Below are 17300 nucleotides of genomic sequence, written 5' to 3'. Positions count from 1 at the left end.
CGGGAACCGAAAGGCGTGTCGTACGCGACGTCAGGCCGCGTGGACCACGTCCTTCTCCTCCGCGAAGTGGCAGGCCGACTCGTGGGCCGCCGGGGAGTCCGAGCCCCGGAAGCGCTCGGGGATCGCCAGCAGGGGGACCTCCTCGGCGCACTTGTCCTGGGCCTTCCAGCACCGGGTGCGGAAGCGGCAGCCCGAGGGCGGGTTGGCCGGGGACGGGACGTCGCCGGAGAGGATGATCCGCTCGCGTCCCTCACGAGCGTCCGGGTCGGGGACCGGGACGGCGGAGAGCAACGCCTGCGTGTAGGGGTGCGTGGGGTGGTCGTAGATCTCCGTGTCGGTGCCGATCTCGGCCATCTTGCCGAGGTACATCACGCCGACGCGGTCGGAGATGTGCCGGACGATCGACAGGTCGTGCGCGATGAAGAGGTAGGAGAGGTTGAACTCGTCCTGCAGCTTCTCCATCAGGTTGATGACCTGCGCCTGGACGGACACGTCCAGCGCGGAGACCGGCTCGTCGCAAATGATGATCTCGGGGTTCAGGGCCAGGCCGCGGGCGATGCCGATGCGCTGGCGCTGGCCGCCGGAGAACTGGTGCGGGTAGCGGTTGATGTACTCCGGGTTGAGGCCGACCACGTCCAGGAGTTCCTGGACCTTGCGGCGCCGGTCGCCCTTCGGGGCCACCTCGGGGTGGATGTCGAAGGGCTCCCCGATGATGTCGCCCACCGTCATACGCGGGTTGAGCGAGGTGTACGGGTCCTGGAACACCATCTGGATGTTGCGGCGGACCGCCTTCAGCGCACGCCCGGACAGCCTGGTGATGTCCTGGCCCTTGTAGAAGATCTCGCCCGCGGTGGCCTGCTCCAGGTTCATCAACAGCTTGGCCACGGTGGACTTGCCGCAGCCGGACTCGCCCACGATGCCGAGGGTCTCGCCCTGGTAGAGGTCGAAGGAGACCCCGTCAACGGCCTTGACCGCTCCGATCTGACGCTTGAACAGGATGCCCTGGGTCAGCGGAAAGTGCTTCACCAGGTTGCGGACCTGGAGGATCGGCTCCCCGCGTTCGACCGGGGCCTCGATGGCGGCGACCGCCTCGCTCTCGGACCGGGCGTCGACCACTTCCACGTCGGAGACGTTGGGCGTGGCCTCGGCCTGCTCGTCGTTCTTGCTGAGCTCAGCCATGGAGCGTCTCCTTCCAGAAGTGGCACGCCGAGCCGCGGCCCACGAGCTCCGTACCATCCTGCTCGGTCACCGGAACCAGCGCCGGGACGTCGGTGCGGCAGATGTCCTGGGCCCTGCCGCAGCGCGGGTTGAAGGCGCAGCCGGACGGGATCTGCTGCAAGTTGGGCGGCAGCCCCTTGATCGCGTACAGCTCCTGACCCTTTTGGTCGAGGCGCGGGATCGAGTCCAGCAGACCCCGGGTGTAGGGGTGCGCCGGCCGCTTGTACAGCTCGTGGACGGGGGCCTTCTCGACGATCCGGCCCGCGTACATCACGGCGATCTTGTCGGCCACATCCGCGACGACACCCAGGTCGTGTGTGATGAGGATCAGCCCCATGTTGTACTCGCGCTGCAGTTCCGCGAGCAGGTCCATCACCTGGGCCTGGACCGTCACGTCGAGGGCCGTGGTGGGCTCGTCGGCGATGATCAGGTCCGGCTCCAGGGCGAGCGCCATGGCGATCATGATGCGCTGGCGCATACCGCCGGAGAACTGGTGCGGGTAGTCACCGACGCGTTCCTTCGCGGCCGGGATTCGCACCCTGTCCATCAGCTCGATCGCCTTGGCCTTGGCGTCCTTGCGGGACAGTCCCTGGTGCGCCCGGAACATCTCACCGAGCTGGAAGCCCACGGACAGCACAGGGTTCAGTGAGGACAGCGCGTCCTGGAAGATCATCGCCATCTTGGCGCCGCGCAGCTTGCGCCGCTCGTTCTCCGGCAGTTTCAGGATGTCCTGGCCCTGGAAGAAAATCTCCCCCTTGGCGATCCGCCCGGGAGGGCTGTCCAGAATTCCCATGATCGCCTGTGCGGTGACGGACTTGCCGGAGCCCGACTCACCGAGGACGGCGAGCGTCTCGCCCGCGTTCACGCTGTAGTTGACGCCGTTGACCGCTTTGGTCACGGAGTCGCGGACCTTGAACTCCACATGCAGGTCTCGGACTTCCAGGAGCGGCGCGCTGCCGTCCGTCCCGGCGTTCATCGGAGCCATCTCCGGGCTGGTCATGCCATCACCTTTGTCTTGCTTGCTCGAGAGGGGTCGACTCATGGCTGCGCCTCACCGGAGCTTCGGGTCGAGCGCGTCGCGAAGACCGTTGCCCAGCAGGATGAAGCCCAGCGCGGTGATGACGATCGCGAGGCTCGGGTAGGTCCACATGAAGTCCTTCACTCCCATGAACCCGCGGCCGGCGGAAATCATGTTCCCCCACTCCGCGACCTCCGGGTCCACCCCGACGCCGAGGTACGACAGCGACGCCTCGGCGACGATCGCGATGCCGACGTTGCTGGTGCCGTACACCAGCACCGAGGTCAGCGAGTTGGGCAGGATGTGCTTGCGGATGATCCGGCTGCGGCTGGCGCCCAGTGCCTTCGCGGCGTGCACGAAGTCCATCTCCCGCACGGAGAGGATCTGGCTGCGCAGCAGCCGGGCGTACGTGGCCCACGAGAAGATGCCGAGGGAGAGCACCACCGGCAGCACACCCCGGCCCATGAGCAGGATGATGACGATGGCGCCGATCAGCAGCGGGAAGGCGAAGAAGATGTCCGCCGTACGCATGATCACCGTGTCTACCCAGCGGCCGAAGTAACCAGCCAGGGCGCCCAGCACGATGCCGATGGTGAGCGCGACGAGGATCGAGGCGAGACCCACGATGACCGCGATGCGACTGCCGTAGATCAGGCGGGAGAGCTGGTCCCGGCCGAGCGCGTCGGTGCCGAGGAGGTGCTCACCGCCGGGAGCCTGGAGCGTGGCGTTCAGATCCTGTTTGAGCGGGTCGTACGGCGCCAGGAGCGGAGCGAAGAGGGCGGTCAGAATGAGGACGACGATGATCGCCAGTCCGACCACGGCCAGCTTGTTGGCGAAGAAGCGGTGCCGGATGTCGGACCATTGACTGACCCGGGCGACGCTCGGCTCGGCGCCCTGCTGTGGCGCGGCGGGATCGGTCTTCGGCTCTCCCGCGCCCGTGACGAGTTCGGTCATGGTGTGACTCCTAGATGGGGGCGACCCTGCGGGTCAGGCAAGGCGGATACGCGGGTCGAGGGCGGCGTACAGCAGGTCGACGAGCAGGTTCAGCAGGACGAAGACCGCCACACTGATCGTCACGACCCCCACGATGATGGGGTTGTTGTTCTGCTGGATCGCCTGGATCAGCGCGAGACCGATGCCGTTCCAGTTGAAGATCGTCTCCGTGATGATCGCGCCACCGAGCAGGGTGCCGAAGGAGATGCCGAGGTAAGTGACCACGGGAATGACCGAGTTCCGCAGGATGTGGCGGAAAAGGACGGTCCGGCTCGGCAGGCCCTTGGCCACGGCCGTCTTGACGTAGTCGGCGCGCAGCACCTCCAGCATCGTGCTCCGGGCCAGCTGAGCGACGAGGGCGGCGTCGATGATCGCCAGCGTCACCGCCGGCAGCACCATCGACTTGAAGCTGCCGTCGGCGATCAGCGGGAACCAGCTCAACTCGATGACGAAGACCCGCTGCATGATCATGCCGAGCACGATGGAGGGCACGCCGATGGCCAGTGTGGTGATGAAGGTCGCCGACACGTCCCAGATCGAATATCTGCGCATCGCCGCCACCACACCGACGGCCACACCGATGATGATGTCGATCACGATCGCCGCGACGGCCAGCTTGGCCGTGTTGACCAGCTTCGGTCCAAGGATCTCCGAGACCGGCCTGCCCTGTGTGTAGTCCTCGCCGAGGTCACCGGTGACGAGCTTGCCGACATAGTTGCCGTACTGCACGACCAGGGGCTTGTCGAGCCCGTACTGCTTGTGCAGTTGCTCGACCACAGCCGGATCGCGTGCCTTGTCACTGCCGGCGATCTGCCCGACCGGGTCGCCGGGGAGCACGAACAGGCAGGCGAACAGGATCATCGTCGCGCCGAGCACGACCACGACCAACTGGCCCAGCCTGCGGACCACATACCTTCCCATGAAGTTGCCTCTCTGCGCCTCGCTGCCGCTTTCCGAGCAGCTTCCCAGCCCCGGATCGGGGGTACGGGGGGTGGGAGAAGGGAGGGCGGATCGCGCCCTCCCGACGGTCGTCGAGGGCCGTGGTGCCGAGTTCGACTCGGCACCACGGCCCCCGTTACCGGGCACCGCGCTGGGCGGCGCCCGCCTACTTCAGGCCGACCTCAGCGAGGTTCGGGTTCTCGTGGAAGTCCATCTCGAGGTTGGCGAACTTCTTGGTGTTGGCCAGACGCTGCTGCGTGCGGTTCCACAGCGGGATCAGGGGCAGGTCGCCCACGGCGATCTTCTCGGCCTGCTTGTAGAGCTCGTTGCGGCCGGCCTGGTCCTTGGTGGCGCGGGCCTTGGCGACCAGGTCGTCGAACGTCTTGTTGCTGTAGCGGGACCGGTTGTCGCCGATGACCTTGCCCGACTCGTCCTTGTTGATGGACGCGGTGGACAGCAGCGGGTACAGGTAGTTGTCCGGCGTCGGGTAGTCCGCGCCCCAGGCGAAGCGGTACAGGCCCGTGGCGCCCGGCTTCTGCTGGTCGTCGAGCAACTCGGCGAACGGCTTGCCGGTGGACTTCACCTTCACGCCGAGGACGTCCTCGAGCTGCTGCTTGACCGCCTGGATCCACTCCTCGTGGCCGGCGCCGCTGTTGTAGGCGAGCTCGAGGGTGCTGCCCGGCTTCAGACCCGCTTCCGAGGCGAGCTGCTTGGCCTTGGCCTTGTCCTGCTTGAGGCAGGAGGTGCACAGGTCCTTCTGGTACACGTCCTGGAAGACCGGCGGCAGGATCGTCGCGGACTTGGTCATCATGCCCTGGAAGACACCCTTGATGATGGCGTCCCGGTCGATGGCGTAGGAGACCGCCTCGCGCGCCTTCTTGTCCTTCAGCGGGCCGTTGTCGGTGATCGCCAGGAGGTAGTTCATGCCATTGGTGTCCTCCTGGATCCACTGACCCTGCGGCTCGAACTTGGCCTTGGCGGCCGGCAGCTGCGGGGTGGGCATACGGGCCCAGTCGTACTGGCCCGACTCGAAGCCCTGGTACTCCAACGTCACACCGTTGTTGGAGTTGAGGATGTCGATCTGGACCTTTTCCAGCTTGGCCTTCGTCAGACCGTAGTCGTCGTTGCGGACGAGGGTGATCGACTTGTTGTGCTCCCACCTGCCCTGCATCTTGAAGGGCCCGTTACCGATGGGGGCTTCGTTGAACGCCTTGTTCTTGCCGTCGCCCGCGACCTTGGGAACGGGACTGAAGACCGTGTGCGTCGTCTTGACGTAGAACTCGAAGTCCGGGGCGGAGAGCTTCACCTGGAGGGTGTCGGGGTCCGGGGCGCTGAGGCCCGACATCTCCTGGGACTTGCCGGACTGCACGTCCTCGAAGCCCTCGATGCCGGACAGGTGGTACGCCACGTCGGAGGCCGCCGTCTTCTGCGCCACACGGTTCCAGCCCCGGATGAAGGACTCGGCGTCCACGGCCTCGCCGTTGGAGAACTTCGTGCCCTTCTTGATCTTGAACGTCCAGGTCTTGCCGTCGGCGCTGACCTCACGGGAGGTCGCCAGGGCCGGAACGACCTCGCCGTCCTTGGTCGCGTCGTACAGCCCCGTGAAGAGGTTGTCAGCGACCAGGATGCCCTCGGACTCCTGAGCGTTGTACGGGTCGATGGCCACCGGCTCGGTGATGCCCATCCGGAAGGTGCCACCGGCCTTGGCCGAGCCCTTGCCCTCGCCGCCGCCGTTGCTGTCGCTGCCTCCGCAGGCAGTCGCGGCAAGAGCTATGACTATCGCCCCCGCGACCCACTTGGCGCTCTTGGCACCACGCATGGGTTCCTCCTCATGAGTCCTGTTGTTCACCGCAAAAGGAAGCACACGACATCCCACGGACAGTCAGAACGGGGAAAGTCGGGTGCACCCGCACGCTCGTGAGTCGGCGCCTCCTGCAGCGCATGACTCGTTGACCCGAGCTCTACGCGCCTAACTATCTGCCATGTGTCATGGCAGAACCACAGCCGCAAGGTCTCGTTTCGATCACACCTGCCTCCGACATCTTCCAAAATCCGGACAAACGGTTTGGTGAAAGATCCCTGCGAAACGGACTTGTTACACAACTATCGGGAGCATGTGTCCGAATAGCGGACAGGCGTGATGGAAAACCAGTTGCGCTCGGCGGAGGAATGCTCTACGCCGCCACGCGAGCAGGCCGACGAGAGCGCGGGCCGACCGTGGACGCGGCAACTGTAGTCAGTGGCCCCGCCGGAGTGCGCCGGGTCGAGGGGCCCTGACGGCAGTCATAGGGAAAACCCTCTATACGCCGACGGCCGGACCCTTGAAGGGTCCGGCCGTCGTGGGGTGCGTCATCGGCGCGGGCGAGAGTCCGTCACCGACGGTTCAGCAGTACTTGTCCTGAACCAGCCGGGCGATGCTCTTCTTGCTCACGGACTCGCCGCACCGAACCGTGCCGTGAATCTCCGCGCTGAAGGTCTTGGCATTGCCGTAGGCCTGCTCGATCCACTTGGTGCCGCCATCGCAGCGGAAGCCCTGCCACGTGCCGGTCGCCTTGATCGTGCCGCGGTAGAAGAAGTAGCGGCCCTTCTTCGTGAAGGTCTCCGAGAAGGAGTAGTCCTTCGTCGTGGTCTTCCCCGTCGAGTGCGTGTACGAGCCCTCGACATTGGCGTCGAGGCTGGTGAGGACCTTCTTCACACCGAAGCCCGCGGCGACGCCCCCGGTGACACTCCGCCCGGACGAGACCGTCGTCTGGTGGTTCAGCGTCTTGCCCACGGTGACGCTGCCGCCCGAGTAGCCCTTCTCGTAGCCCTTCACCTTGTGCGTCAGCACCCGGGTCCGGTCGGTCGTGACCCACTTGACGACTCGCGTACCCGGGTCGCAGATCAGCGGAGCCGCGCTCGCCGAGCCGATCGGCACGAGCACCGCGGCCGCGGCCATACTCGTGACAGCCGCCACACACATCAGCTTCTTGCTCAAGGTCCATTCCCCGTTTCATCGAGCGTGGCCACCGTTCCCCACGGCCACGCGTCACTCCGACCCGCCCTTGACGAGTCCAGATCAACCTACATCCCGACAGTCCGGGTGATCCAAGTGACTTGAGGGGAATTTGAGGTCAGCGGGCGACGGCCCCGCCCGCCTCCGGCCTTCCCGGGACAGGGGCGCGGGAACGTCGGAAGCCGCCTTCTCGCGGGATCCGTACCATGGAGTGAGGCCGTGGCATGTTCAGCCCGGCAGTGCCCGCGCACCACTGACGTCCGCGCAGGGCATTCCTCACCACTCCGGGAGTACGCCTCAATATGGCCACGCGCCACGACATCCGCAACGTCGCCATCGTCGCCCACGTCGACCACGGCAAGACCACCATCGTCGACGGCATGCTCAAGCAGGCCGGCGCCTTCGCCGCCCACCAGCTCGACCAGGTCGACGACCGCATGATGGACTCGAACGACCTGGAGCGTGAGAAGGGCATCACGATCCTCGCCAAGAACACGGCGGTGAAGTACCACCCCAAGGACGGTGGGGACCCGATCACGATCAACATCATCGACACCCCCGGCCACGCCGACTTCGGCGGCGAGGTCGAGCGCGGTCTGTCGATGGTCGACGGTGTGGTCCTGCTCGTCGACGCCTCCGAGGGGCCGCTGCCGCAGACCCGGTTCGTGCTGCGCAAGGCGCTGCAGGCCCGGCTGCCGATCATCCTGTGCATCAACAAGACGGACCGGCCGGACGCCCGTATCGACGAGGTCGTCAACGAGACCTACGACCTCTTCCTCGACCTGGACGCCGACGAGGAGCAGATCGAGTTCCCGATCGTCTACGCCTGCGGCCGCGACGGCATCGCGTCGCTGACGAAGCCGGAGGACGGCACGGTCCCGGGCGACTCCGACTCCCTGGAGCCGTTCTTCTCCACGATCCTGGAGCACATCCCGGCCCCGACCTACGACGAGGGCGCCCCGCTCCAGGCCCACGTCACCAATCTCGACGCCGACAACTTCCTCGGCCGTATCGCCCTGCTGCGCGTCCACCAGGGCGAGCTGAAGAAGGGGCAGACCGTCGCCTGGATGAAGCGCGACGGGTCCGTGCAGAGCGTGCGGATCAGCGAGCTGATGATGACCGAGGCGCTGACCCGCAAGCCCGCCGAGAAGGCCGGGCCCGGTGACATCTGCGCCGTCGCCGGCATCCCCGACATCATGATCGGCGAGACGCTCGCCGACCCGGAGAACCCGGTCCCGCTGCCGCTGATCACGGTCGACGAGCCCGCGATCTCTATGACGATCGGTACGAACACCTCCCCGCTGGTCGGCCGCGGCGCCACCGGCAAGGGCGCCGACAACAAGGCGGCCGTCAAGGACCGCAAGGTCACCGCCCGCCAGGTCAAGGACCGCCTGGACCGCGAGCTGATCGGCAACGTCTCGCTCCGCGTCCTGGACACCGACCGGCCGGACGCCTGGGAGGTACAGGGCCGCGGCGAGCTGGCCCTGGCCATCCTCGTCGAGACCATGCGCCGCGAGGGCTACGAGCTGACCGTCGGCAAGCCGCAGGTCGTCACCAAGGACGTCGACGGCAAGGTCTACGAGCCGGTCGAGCGCATGACGATCGACGTGCCCGAGGAGCACATGGGCGCGGTCACGCAGCTCATGGGCATCCGCAAGGGCCGGATGGACAACATGTCCAACCACGGCTCGGGCTGGGTCCGCATGGAGTTCGTCGTGCCGTCGCGCGGCCTCATCGGCTTCCGGACCGAGTTCCTGACGCAGACCCGCGGCACCGGTATCGCGCACTCCATCCACGAGGGCTTCGAGCCCTGGTTCGGCCCGCTCCAGACCCGTAACAACGGCTCGCTGGTCGCCGACCGCTCCGGTGCCGTCACCGCGTTCGCGATGACCAACCTCCAGGAGCGCGGCGTGCTGTTCGTGGAGCCGGGCACCGAGGTGTACGAGGGCATGATCGTCGGCGAGAACTCCCGCTCCGACGACATGGACGTCAACATCACCAAGGAGAAGAAGCTCACCAACATGCGGTCGTCCACGGCCGATGTGACCGAGTCGATCGTCCCGCCGCGCAAGCTGTCGCTGGAGCAGTCCCTGGAGTTCTGCCGCGACGACGAGTGCGTCGAGGTCACGCCGGAGGCCGTGCGCATCCGCAAGGTCGTCCTCGACCAGCGCGAGCGCGCCCGCGCCGCGAGCCGCGCCAAGCACAGCTGACACCCACCCCGGTCAGCGCGAAGCCGCCCGGACGGAGCTTTCCGTCCGGGCGACGTTTCATTGTCCGGGACGGTGACGCCTCCGCGGTGGGACGACGAGCCGTCCGGATGAAGAGCCCGGGAGGGCGGTGCTGGCGCCCTCCCGGAAGCCCCCCACCCCGGGGTGCCGGGGGAATCAGTCGTCGACGGACGGCGCGGCCGCCGGCTTCGCGCCCTTCTTCAGGAAGCCCATGTCCTCGTACACCGGTGTGCGGAAGCCGAACGCGCCGGCGTTCGCCAGGTTCTCGCGGGCGGCCACGAGCTGGGGCCGCTGGTAGAGGGGGAGGGAGCCGGCCGCCGCCCAGATGCGGGAGTCGGCCTTGCGGAGCAGGGAGCGGGCCTCGCCCTCGTCCAGCGTGGCGATGGCCTGGTCGAAGAGCTGGTCGACCTGGTCGGTGCCGACCCGGGTGTAGTTCTGCTCGACGTTCAGCGAGCCGTCGGCGGCCGGGACCGGCTTGGCGTAGACGGGCCGGGCGTCGGTGGCGGGGAAGGCGGTCGCGGGCCAGGAGTACAGGGCGAGGTCGTACTGGCCGGAGGCGATGTGGTCCTTGAAGTAGGACTGGTCGGAGACCCGGGAGATGTCCGTGCGGATGCCGACCCGCTCCAGCATGCGGGAGATGCGGTCGGCCACGGTGCGCAGCGGCTCCGTACCGGGTCCCGTGGGGAGTACGAAGCGGAGGGTGAGCGGCTTGCCGTCCTTGGCGAGCGGGGCGGTCGCGGCGCCCGCCGGGGCGGCGGTGCCCTTGGGGGCGTAGGCGCCGGGGGCCCCGCCCTGCTCCAGCTGCCCGTCCTTCTGGTGGTCGGCCTCGCGGTGCCGCTTGCCGTCGTCGCCGCCCTCACCGCCGGCGCCGTCGTCCTCGCCGACGATGTACGTGCCGTCGTCGCCCTTGGACTCGTCCTGCCCGGCGTCCTCGCCCTGGGCGCCGGCCGCCTTCTCCTCTTCCTTCTTCTTCTCCTCCTTGATCGGCCCGCCCGGCACCCACCCCGCGTCCGCGAGCAGGGCCCGTGCCTCCTCGGTGTCCTGGTCGCCGAGGGCGCCGCTGTTGTCGGCGTAGGCGGCCTGGCCCGACAGCGCGAGATGGCTGCCGACGGGCACGGCGGGCAGCCCGAGCGGTTTCAGAACGGCCTCGGCCAGGTCCTCGCGGTCCAGAGCGCGGGCCACGGCCCGCCGGACGCGCTCGTCGGCGAGCGGACCGCCGGCGCCGTTGAGGGCCAGCTGGGTGTAGGCGGGTTCCAGGGACTTGCGCACCTCGTAGCCGCGCAGGGCCTGCTGCTGACGTGCGTACCGGGCGGTGGCCCTGCGCAGCTCTTCACGGGCGGTGAGCTCCTCGTCGGCGGCCTCCTCGTCGGAGCCGTTGGCGACGGCCCAGGAGTGCAGTGCGTCTGCCGGGGACAGGTCCGCGCCGGGGCCCATGAGGGGGGTGCTGCTGCCGCGGGGCTGCGCGGCGACGGTGATGCGGCGGGCGGCGGCCGGGTCGATCTCGGCCAGGTCGATCCTTCCGGCGACCAGCGCGGCGGTCCGCTCGTCGCGGGGGACGGCACGCAGCACGATCTGGGAGAGCTTGGCCGGCTCGCCCCACCAGCGCGGGTTGCGGGTGAGGGTGACCGCGTCGTCGTCGCGGTCGACCTTCTTCACGGTGAAGGGACCGGCGGTGATCTTCAGGTTGCGGCGCGCCCCGTCGTTGAAGGAGTCCGGGGTGCCCATGACGTCCTTCGGGTACAGCGGCGAGAACAGCGACTTCCAGTCGGCGTAGGGCCGGCTGAAGGTGACCTTGACCTCCAGGTCGTTCTTGCCGCGTTCGATCTTCCCGATGCGGTCGTAGCCGGCGTTGCGGGCGGTCCAGTAGGCGGTGTCCTTGCCGGACAGGGCCCGCCACTGGGCGGCGAAGTCGGCGGCGCCGATCTCGCGGCCGTCGCTCCAGACGGCCTGCTGGTTGAGCTTGTAGAGGACGACCTGTTTGGGCTCGGTGTCGACGACCTCGGCGGACTCCAGGTAGTGCGGGTTACGCTCCGGGCGGCCGCTCGCGTTCATCCGGAACATCGACGGCAGGACGGCCTGCGCAATCCGGGTGGTGGTGGCGTCGGCGTCCGACTGGAACGTGTTCAGGGTCTCGGGCACGGAGTCCACGGCCCAGCGCAGCGTGCCGCCGTCGGCGACCCGGTCGCGGCCGGCGGGCGCGATGTCCTGCCCGGCGAGCGGCTTCCCGGCAGGGTCCTCGGAGCCGCAGCCGGCGAGCGCGGGCACCGCGAGCACACCCGCGGTCAGGAAGGCGACCGAGCGCATGACCGCGCGAGGTCTGGGTCCGACGCCGTCGTGGGACATCTCTGGGTACCTCCGGGAAGCCGCGGGCGTTACGATCACATTTGGCGGTATTTGGAGCTCATCTGATGTATGCGGCCACTGAAGAGGAAAGGGTTCGGCAACACAGGGCGACACGGCGGCCACGGGCGGCAAGCCCACCCGTGCGGCGCAACGCACCGGAAGATGCACCCACGCGCCTCGGCCAATCGGTGCACATCCCTTCACAGCACAAGGTGTGACGCGCAACACTCGCAGGCGCATGAACGTTGCCGCCTCGGTCCTCGACGGACCCGGAAGTGAGGGCAAGTCATGTCCGTGCACGACGACCTGACGTCAGTCCAGCGCTGCCTCGACGACCTGTTCCGGTCGGTGGGGCGCCTGGAGAAGCAGCTCGGCAGCGGGCTGGAGATGCGCCGCGTCCGCGCCGACGCCGATCACCTGCGGGAGAGCGTGGCTTTGCTGCGGGAGGCGGCCGCCTCCCCGGCCGCGCCGAAGCGGCCCGACCTCGTCACCATCTCCGACACCCCGTACGACCCCTCGCTGTGGGTCGACTCGGACGACGAGGGCCTGGGCGCCCGCGACCGGCGCGCTCCCTGACCCGAGTCGGGTGATCCGCAGGGGCGCGCCGGAGGCAATCGAGCCATCGAGAGGGAGCCGAACAAGTGGCCACAGGTACAGAACCCCCCGCCACAGAACCCCATCCCCGAAGCGGCGGCGTACGGGCCGGTGCGCGCGCCGCGATCGACGCCCCGCACCTGCGGACCGACCGCTGGTGGCTGGCCCCGGCCACCACGGTCGCCGGCCTGCTGGCGTTCATCGTCTACTCGACCTGGCGGGCCTTCGCGAACGCCGACTACTACGCGGCCCCGTACGTCTCGCCGTTCTACTCGCCCTGTCTGGCGGAGAACTGCGAGCCGATGAAGGCCGGGCCGAACTGGGAGATCTTCGGCAGCTGGTGGGGCATCTCCCCCGCGATCATCATCCTGATCTTCCCGCTCGGCTTCCGCCTGACCTGCTACTACTACCGCAAGGCCTACTACCGGGGCTTCTGGGCGTCCCCGCCGGCCTGCGCGGTGGCCGAACCGCACGGCAAGTACACCGGCGAGACCCGGTTCCCGCTGATCCTGCAGAACATCCACCGGTACTTCTTCTACGCGGCGATCCCGGTCGCGGGCATCCTCACGTACGACACCGTGCTCGCCTTCCGCGACGAGCACTACGAGTGGGGCCACATGGGCCTGGGCACCCTGGTCTTCCTGGTCAACATCGTGCTGATCTGGGCGTACACCCTGTCCTGCCACTCCTGCCGGCACATCGTCGGCGGCAAGCTCAAGCACTTCTCCCAGCACCCCGTGCGCTACCGGATGTGGCAGTGGGTCGGGAAGCTGAACGCCCGCCACATGCTGCTCGCCTGGTCGTCGTTGGTGAGCGTGGCGCTCGCCGACTTCTACGTCTATCTCGTCGCGTCCGGCGTCTTCGACGATCCGCGCTTCTTCTGAATCGAGTGGGGCCTACTGATGACCGTGGTCGACCGGCAGGAATGGGACGTCGTCGTGGTCGGCGCCGGCGGCGCCGGGCTGCGCGCCGCCATCGAGGCGAGGGAACGCGGCGCCCGTACGGCCGTGATCTGCAAATCCCTCTTCGGCAAGGCCCACACGGTGATGGCCGAGGGCGGCATCGCGGCGGCGATGGGCAACGTCAACGCGGGTGACAACTGGCAGGTCCACTTCCGCGACACCATGCGCGGCGGGAAGTTCCTCAACCAGTGGCGGATGGCCGAGCTGCACGCCCAGGAGGCACCGGACCGGGTGTGGGAGCTGGAGACCTGGGGCGCGCTGTTCGACCGGACGAAGGACGGCCGGATCTCGCAGCGCAACTTCGGCGGACACGAGTACCCGCGCCTCGCGCACGTCGGCGACCGCACGGGCCTGGAACTCATCCGCACGCTCCAGCAGAAGATCGTCGCGCTCCAGCAGGAGGACTACAAGGAGACCGGGGACTACGAGTCCCGGCTGAAGGTCTTCCAGGAGTGCACGGTCACCAGGGTCCTCAAGGAGGGGGAACGCGTCTCAGGCGTCTTCGGCTACGAGCGCGAGTCCGGCCGTTTCTTCGTCCTGGAAGCCCCGGCCGTCGTGATCGCGACCGGCGGCATCGGCAAGTCCTTCAAGGTCACGTCGAACTCCTGGGAGTACACGGGCGACGGCCACGCGCTGGCGCTGCTCGCCGGGGCGCCCCTGCTCAACATGGAGTTCGTGCAGTTCCACCCGACGGGCATGGTCTGGCCGCCGTCGGTGAAGGGCATCCTCGTCACCGAGTCGGTGCGCGGCGACGGGGGCGTGCTGCGCAACTCCGACGGCAAGCGATTCATGTTCGACTACATCCCCGATGTCTTCAAGGAGAAGTACGCCGAGACCGAGGAGGAGGCCGACCGCTGGTACGACGACCCGGACCACAACCGGCGTCCCCCTGAGCTGCTCCCCCGGGACGAGGTCGCCCGGGCGATCAACACCGAGGTGAAGGAGGGGCGCGGATCGCCGCACGGCGGGGTCTTCCTCGACGTCTCGACGCGCATGCCCGCCGAGGTCATCAAGCGGCGGCTGCCCTCCATGTACCACCAGTTCAAGGAGCTGGCCGACGTCGACATCACGGCCGAGCCCATGGAGGTCGGGCCCACCTGCCACTACGTGATGGGCGGGGTCGCCGTCGACTCCGACTCGGCGGCGGCGCGCGGCGTGCCGGGGCTGTACGCGGCCGGTGAGGTGGCCGGCGGCATGCACGGCTCCAACCGCCTCGGCGGGAACTCGCTGTCGGACCTGCTGGTGTTCGGGCGGCGGGCGGGCTGGCACGCGGCCGAGTACGCGGCGGGGCAGGCGTCCGGCGCGCGGCCCCGGGTGGACGACGTGCAGGTCGACAGCGCGGCGGCGGAAGCCCTGCGGCCGTTCTCCGCGGAGGGCCAGGAGCCCGCCGGAGGCCCGCCGGAGAACCCGTACACCCTCCACCAGGAACTCCAGCAGACGATGAACGACCTGGTCGGCATCATCCGCCGCGAGACGGAGATGAAGCAGGCCCTGGAGAAGCTGGCGGAGCTGCGGGTACGGGCCCGGAGGGCCGGCGTCGAGGGGCACCGGCAGTTCAACCCCGGCTGGCACCTCGCCCTGGACCTGCGGAACATGCTGCTGGTCAGCGAGTGCGTGGCGCGGGCCGCGCTGGAGCGCACCGAGTCGCGCGGCGGGCACACCCGTGAGGACTTCCCGTCGATGGACCGCAAGTGGCGCCGGATCACCCTGCTGTGCCGGCTCACCGACCCGACGGGCGGACTGGCGGCGACCGACCCGGTGCGCGGCCAGATCGCCCTGGACCGCGAGACCACCGAACCCATCCGCCCCGACCTGCTCAACCTGTTCGACAAGGAAGAGCTGGTCAAGTACCTCGCCGAAGAGGAGCTGTACGAGTGAGCAGCTACGAGGCCCGTTTCAAGGTGTGGCGGGGGGACGTGTCGGGCGGCGGCCTGGAGGACTTCAAGGTCGAGGTCAACGACGGCGAGGTGGTGCTCGACATCATCCACCGTCTCCAGGCCACCCAGGCCCCGGATCTGGCCGTGCGCTGGAACTGCAAGGCGGGCAAGTGCGGTTCGTGCTCGGCGGAGATCAACGGCCGGCCGAGGCTGATGTGCATGACCCGCATGTCGGTGTTCGACCGGGAGGAGACCATCACGGTCACGCCCCTGCGCGCCTTCCCGGTGATCCGCGACCTGGTGACGGACGTCGGCTTCAACTACCAGAAAGCCCGGGAGGTCCCGGCCTTCGTGCCGCCGCCCGGTCTCGGCCCCGGCGAGTACCGGATGTTCCAGGAGGACGTGGACCGGCCGCAGGAGTTCCGCAAGTGCATCGAGTGCTTCCTGTGCCAGGACACCTGCCATGTGGTCCGCGACCACGAGGAGAACAAGCAGGCGTTCGCCGGTCCGCGCTTCCTGATGCGGGTGGCGGAGCTGGACATGCACCCGCTGGACGCGGCGGCGGAAGCGGGGCTGGACCGCAAGACCACCGCCCAGGACGAGCACGGTCTCGGCTACTGCAACATCACCAAGTGCTGCACCGAGGTCTGCCCCGAGGGCATCAAGATCACCGACAACGCGCTGATCCCCCTGAAGGAACGGGCGATCGACCGGAAGTACGACCCGCTCGTCTGGCTCGGCAACAAGATCCGGCGGCGGTCCGCGTCCTCCTGAGGGGGCTCAGGCCCGGGCCCGCAGGGCCTCGCGGGCCGTGTGCGGGTCGCGGGCCAGGGCCTCCTGCAGGCTGCCCCCTCGCAGGTCCTCGACGACCGCCGCGTCCGCCGGGAGGTGCGTGTGCGTGGCGTCGGCGTGGAGCAGGCGGGGCGTGCGGACGCCTGCGGCGGCCAGGCGGTCGTGCGCCGCCGTGAACAGGTCGAGGCCCGTGCCGTGGAACGGGTCGTGGGGGTCGGCGGGGCCGGCGTCCCAGAACTCCTCGTCAGGGAGCGGCCCGGGCCGAGGGCGGCGCGGGCGGGGGGGGCCTCTATGTCTTTCGTCAAGCGAGGCGTGGGGTTCTGGGTTCGTAGAAGGTGCCGTCGCGGAGCATCGCGAACAGCACGCTGATGCGGTGGCGGGCCAGGCGGAGAAGAGCCTGCGTGTGGGTCTTTCCGCGGGCCCGGCAGCGGTCGTAGTAGGTGCGGGAGGCGGGTTCGTGCAGGGCTGCGAACGCGGAGAGGAACATCGCGCGTTTGAGTTGCCGGTTGCCCCCTCTGGGTGCGTGTTCGCCGTGGATCGAGGTCCCCGACGATTTCGTCGTGGGGGCGAGGCCGGCGTAGGAGGCGAGGTGAGCGGCGGTGGGGAAGCTGGTGCCGTCGCCGACGGTGACCAGCAGTACTGCGGCGGTCCTGACCGCGACCCCCGGAATCGAGGTCAGGACCTTCGAAAGAGGGTGCTCCTCCAGCAGGGCCTCGATCTGGGCCTCCAGAGCCCGGCGCTGTTCGTGAACGGCGGCGAGCGAGCGGGCCAGGGACGGGATCACGATGTCGAGGGTGCCGGTGCCCGGGACCACGACGGTCTGCTCGTCGAGCGCGTCGAAGACCTCGTCGATCAGCCGCTGGGCCATGCGTGGGGCCTTGGGCCGTATCACTTCAACGAGCCTGCGACGACCGGCCTTTCGCAGCGCGGCCGGGGAGCCGTAGCGTTCCAGCAGCCAGGTCACGGCTTGGTGGTCCAGGCGCGGCCCGAGCACGCGCTCCAGGCTGGGGTGGAATTGGGTGAGCAGGCCGCGTATCCGGTTGGAGGTGCGGGTGGCCTCGGCCGCGAGGTCCTGGTCGAAGCCGACCAGCACGGTCAGCTCGGCGGTGATCTCGTCGGTGAGTTCCAGCGTGCGCAGGGTGTGGGGCATCGTGCGGGCGGCGTCCGCGATCACGGCTGCGTCCTTAGCGTCGGTCTTCGCCTCGCCCGGGTAGAGGTCGGCGATCCGCCGCATCGCGAGTCCGGGCAGGTAGGCGACCTTGCAGCCGGCGTCCCGGGCGACCGTCAGGGGCAGGGCTCCGATGGAGGCGGGTTGGTCGACGATGACCAGCACGGTGCCGA

13 protein-coding genes are annotated in these 17300 nt (G+C 68.6%); 5 read left to right on the top strand and 8 right to left on the bottom strand.

What is annotated here, in order from left to right; all coding sequences use genetic code 11:
- Nucleotides 1–30: 30 nt before the first annotated feature.
- The 6 genes from ACYVMZ_RS12110 to ACYVMZ_RS12085 all read right to left on the bottom strand — a co-directional run bounded on the left by ACYVMZ_RS12110 (nucleotide 31) and on the right by ACYVMZ_RS12085 (nucleotide 7145).
- Complete coding sequence (locus ACYVMZ_RS12110) at nucleotides 31–1179, bottom strand: ABC transporter ATP-binding protein (protein WP_461078577.1); 1149 nt, start codon at nucleotides 1177–1179, stop codon at nucleotides 31–33.
- Nucleotides 1172–2218 carry an ABC transporter ATP-binding protein gene (locus ACYVMZ_RS12105; RefSeq protein ID WP_461078575.1) on the bottom strand — a complete coding sequence of 349 codons (1047 nt, stop codon included), beginning with the start codon at nucleotides 2216–2218 and terminating at the stop codon, nucleotides 1172–1174. Before ACYVMZ_RS12105 ends, ACYVMZ_RS12110 begins: the two co-directional genes overlap by 8 nt.
- 51 nt (nucleotides 2219–2269) lie before the next feature.
- The gene (locus ACYVMZ_RS12100) at nucleotides 2270–3190 is read right to left on the bottom strand and encodes an ABC transporter permease (RefSeq protein ID WP_461078573.1); all 921 of its coding nucleotides are present in this window, start codon (nucleotides 3188–3190) and stop codon (nucleotides 2270–2272) included.
- A gap of 33 nt (nucleotides 3191–3223) precedes the next feature.
- Nucleotides 3224–4150 carry an ABC transporter permease gene (locus ACYVMZ_RS12095; protein WP_461078571.1) on the bottom strand — a complete coding sequence of 309 codons (927 nt, stop codon included), beginning with the start codon at nucleotides 4148–4150 and terminating at the stop codon, nucleotides 3224–3226.
- Nucleotides 4151–4334: 184 nt separating this feature from the next.
- Nucleotides 4335–5987 carry a peptide ABC transporter substrate-binding protein gene (locus tag ACYVMZ_RS12090; RefSeq protein ID WP_461078569.1) on the bottom strand — a complete coding sequence of 551 codons (1653 nt, stop codon included), beginning with the start codon at nucleotides 5985–5987 and terminating at the stop codon, nucleotides 4335–4337.
- Nucleotides 5988–6551: 564 nt separating this feature from the next.
- Entirely contained in the window at nucleotides 6552–7145 is a 594-nt protein-coding gene (locus tag ACYVMZ_RS12085) for a hypothetical protein (protein ID WP_461078567.1), read from the bottom strand.
- 320 nt (nucleotides 7146–7465) lie between these two features.
- Here ACYVMZ_RS12085 and typA point away from each other — a divergent pair, with 320 nt between their 5' ends.
- Nucleotides 7466–9373 carry a translational GTPase TypA gene (gene typA, locus ACYVMZ_RS12080; protein WP_461078565.1) on the top strand — a complete coding sequence of 636 codons (1908 nt, stop codon included), beginning with the start codon at nucleotides 7466–7468 and terminating at the stop codon, nucleotides 9371–9373.
- A 174-nt stretch (nucleotides 9374–9547) separates the two neighbouring features.
- Here typA and ACYVMZ_RS12075 read toward each other — a convergent pair whose 3' ends face one another.
- Nucleotides 9548–11734, bottom strand: a complete 2187-nt coding sequence (locus ACYVMZ_RS12075; RefSeq protein ID WP_461078563.1) for an ABC transporter family substrate-binding protein — start codon at nucleotides 11732–11734, stop codon at nucleotides 9548–9550.
- A 288-nt stretch (nucleotides 11735–12022) separates the two neighbouring features.
- On the opposite strand from ACYVMZ_RS12075, the gene ACYVMZ_RS12070 reads away from it, so the two are divergent.
- The 4 genes from ACYVMZ_RS12070 (at nucleotide 12023) to ACYVMZ_RS12055 (ending at nucleotide 15941) form a co-directional block, all read left to right on the top strand.
- Nucleotides 12023–12310 (top strand): hypothetical protein, encoded by a 288-nt coding sequence (locus ACYVMZ_RS12070; RefSeq protein ID WP_461078561.1) that lies wholly within the window; start codon nucleotides 12023–12025, stop codon nucleotides 12308–12310.
- A gap of 65 nt (nucleotides 12311–12375) precedes the next feature.
- Nucleotides 12376–13212, top strand: coding sequence for a hypothetical protein (locus ACYVMZ_RS12065; protein WP_461078559.1), 837 nt, complete (start codon nucleotides 12376–12378; stop codon nucleotides 13210–13212).
- Nucleotides 13213–13230: 18 nt separating this feature from the next.
- A complete protein-coding gene (locus ACYVMZ_RS12060) occupies nucleotides 13231–15168 on the top strand; it encodes a fumarate reductase/succinate dehydrogenase flavoprotein subunit (protein ID WP_461078557.1) in 1938 nt (645 codons plus the stop codon).
- Entirely contained in the window at nucleotides 15165–15941 is a 777-nt protein-coding gene (locus ACYVMZ_RS12055; protein ID WP_461078555.1) for a succinate dehydrogenase/fumarate reductase iron-sulfur subunit, read from the top strand. The genes ACYVMZ_RS12060 and ACYVMZ_RS12055 overlap by 4 nt, the downstream gene beginning before the upstream one ends.
- A 319-nt stretch (nucleotides 15942–16260) precedes the next feature.
- On the opposite strand, the gene ACYVMZ_RS12050 is transcribed toward ACYVMZ_RS12055, so the two are convergent.
- On the bottom strand, nucleotides 16261–17300 hold a 1040-nt coding region (locus ACYVMZ_RS12050), incomplete at its 5' end, for an IS110 family RNA-guided transposase (protein WP_461078553.1).

This window comes from Streptomyces deserti, from assembly GCF_054782695.1.
This window is presented reverse-complemented; position numbering and strand designations above follow the sequence as displayed.

Bases quoted from the DNA above. Each gene is read 5' to 3' on its own strand.
- ACYVMZ_RS12110 (WP_461078577.1), bottom strand. From the start codon at position 1,179: ATGGCTGAGCTCAGCAAGAACGACGAGCAGGCCGAGGCCACGCCCAAC.
- ACYVMZ_RS12105 (WP_461078575.1), bottom strand. From the start codon at position 2,218: ATGACCAGCCCGGAGATGGCTCCGATGAACGCCGGGACGGACGGCAGC.
- ACYVMZ_RS12100 (WP_461078573.1), bottom strand. From the start codon at position 3,190: ATGACCGAACTCGTCACGGGCGCGGGAGAGCCGAAGACCGATCCCGCC.
- ACYVMZ_RS12095 (WP_461078571.1), bottom strand. From the start codon at position 4,150: ATGGGAAGGTATGTGGTCCGCAGGCTGGGCCAGTTGGTCGTGGTCGTG.
- ACYVMZ_RS12090 (WP_461078569.1), bottom strand. From the start codon at position 5,987: ATGCGTGGTGCCAAGAGCGCCAAGTGGGTCGCGGGGGCGATAGTCATA.
- typA (WP_461078565.1), top strand. From the start codon at position 7,466: ATGGCCACGCGCCACGACATCCGCAACGTCGCCATCGTCGCCCACGTC.
- ACYVMZ_RS12075 (WP_461078563.1), bottom strand. From the start codon at position 11,734: ATGTCCCACGACGGCGTCGGACCCAGACCTCGCGCGGTCATGCGCTCG.
- ACYVMZ_RS12070 (WP_461078561.1), top strand. From the start codon at position 12,023: ATGTCCGTGCACGACGACCTGACGTCAGTCCAGCGCTGCCTCGACGAC.
- ACYVMZ_RS12060 (WP_461078557.1), top strand. From the start codon at position 13,231: ATGACCGTGGTCGACCGGCAGGAATGGGACGTCGTCGTGGTCGGCGCC.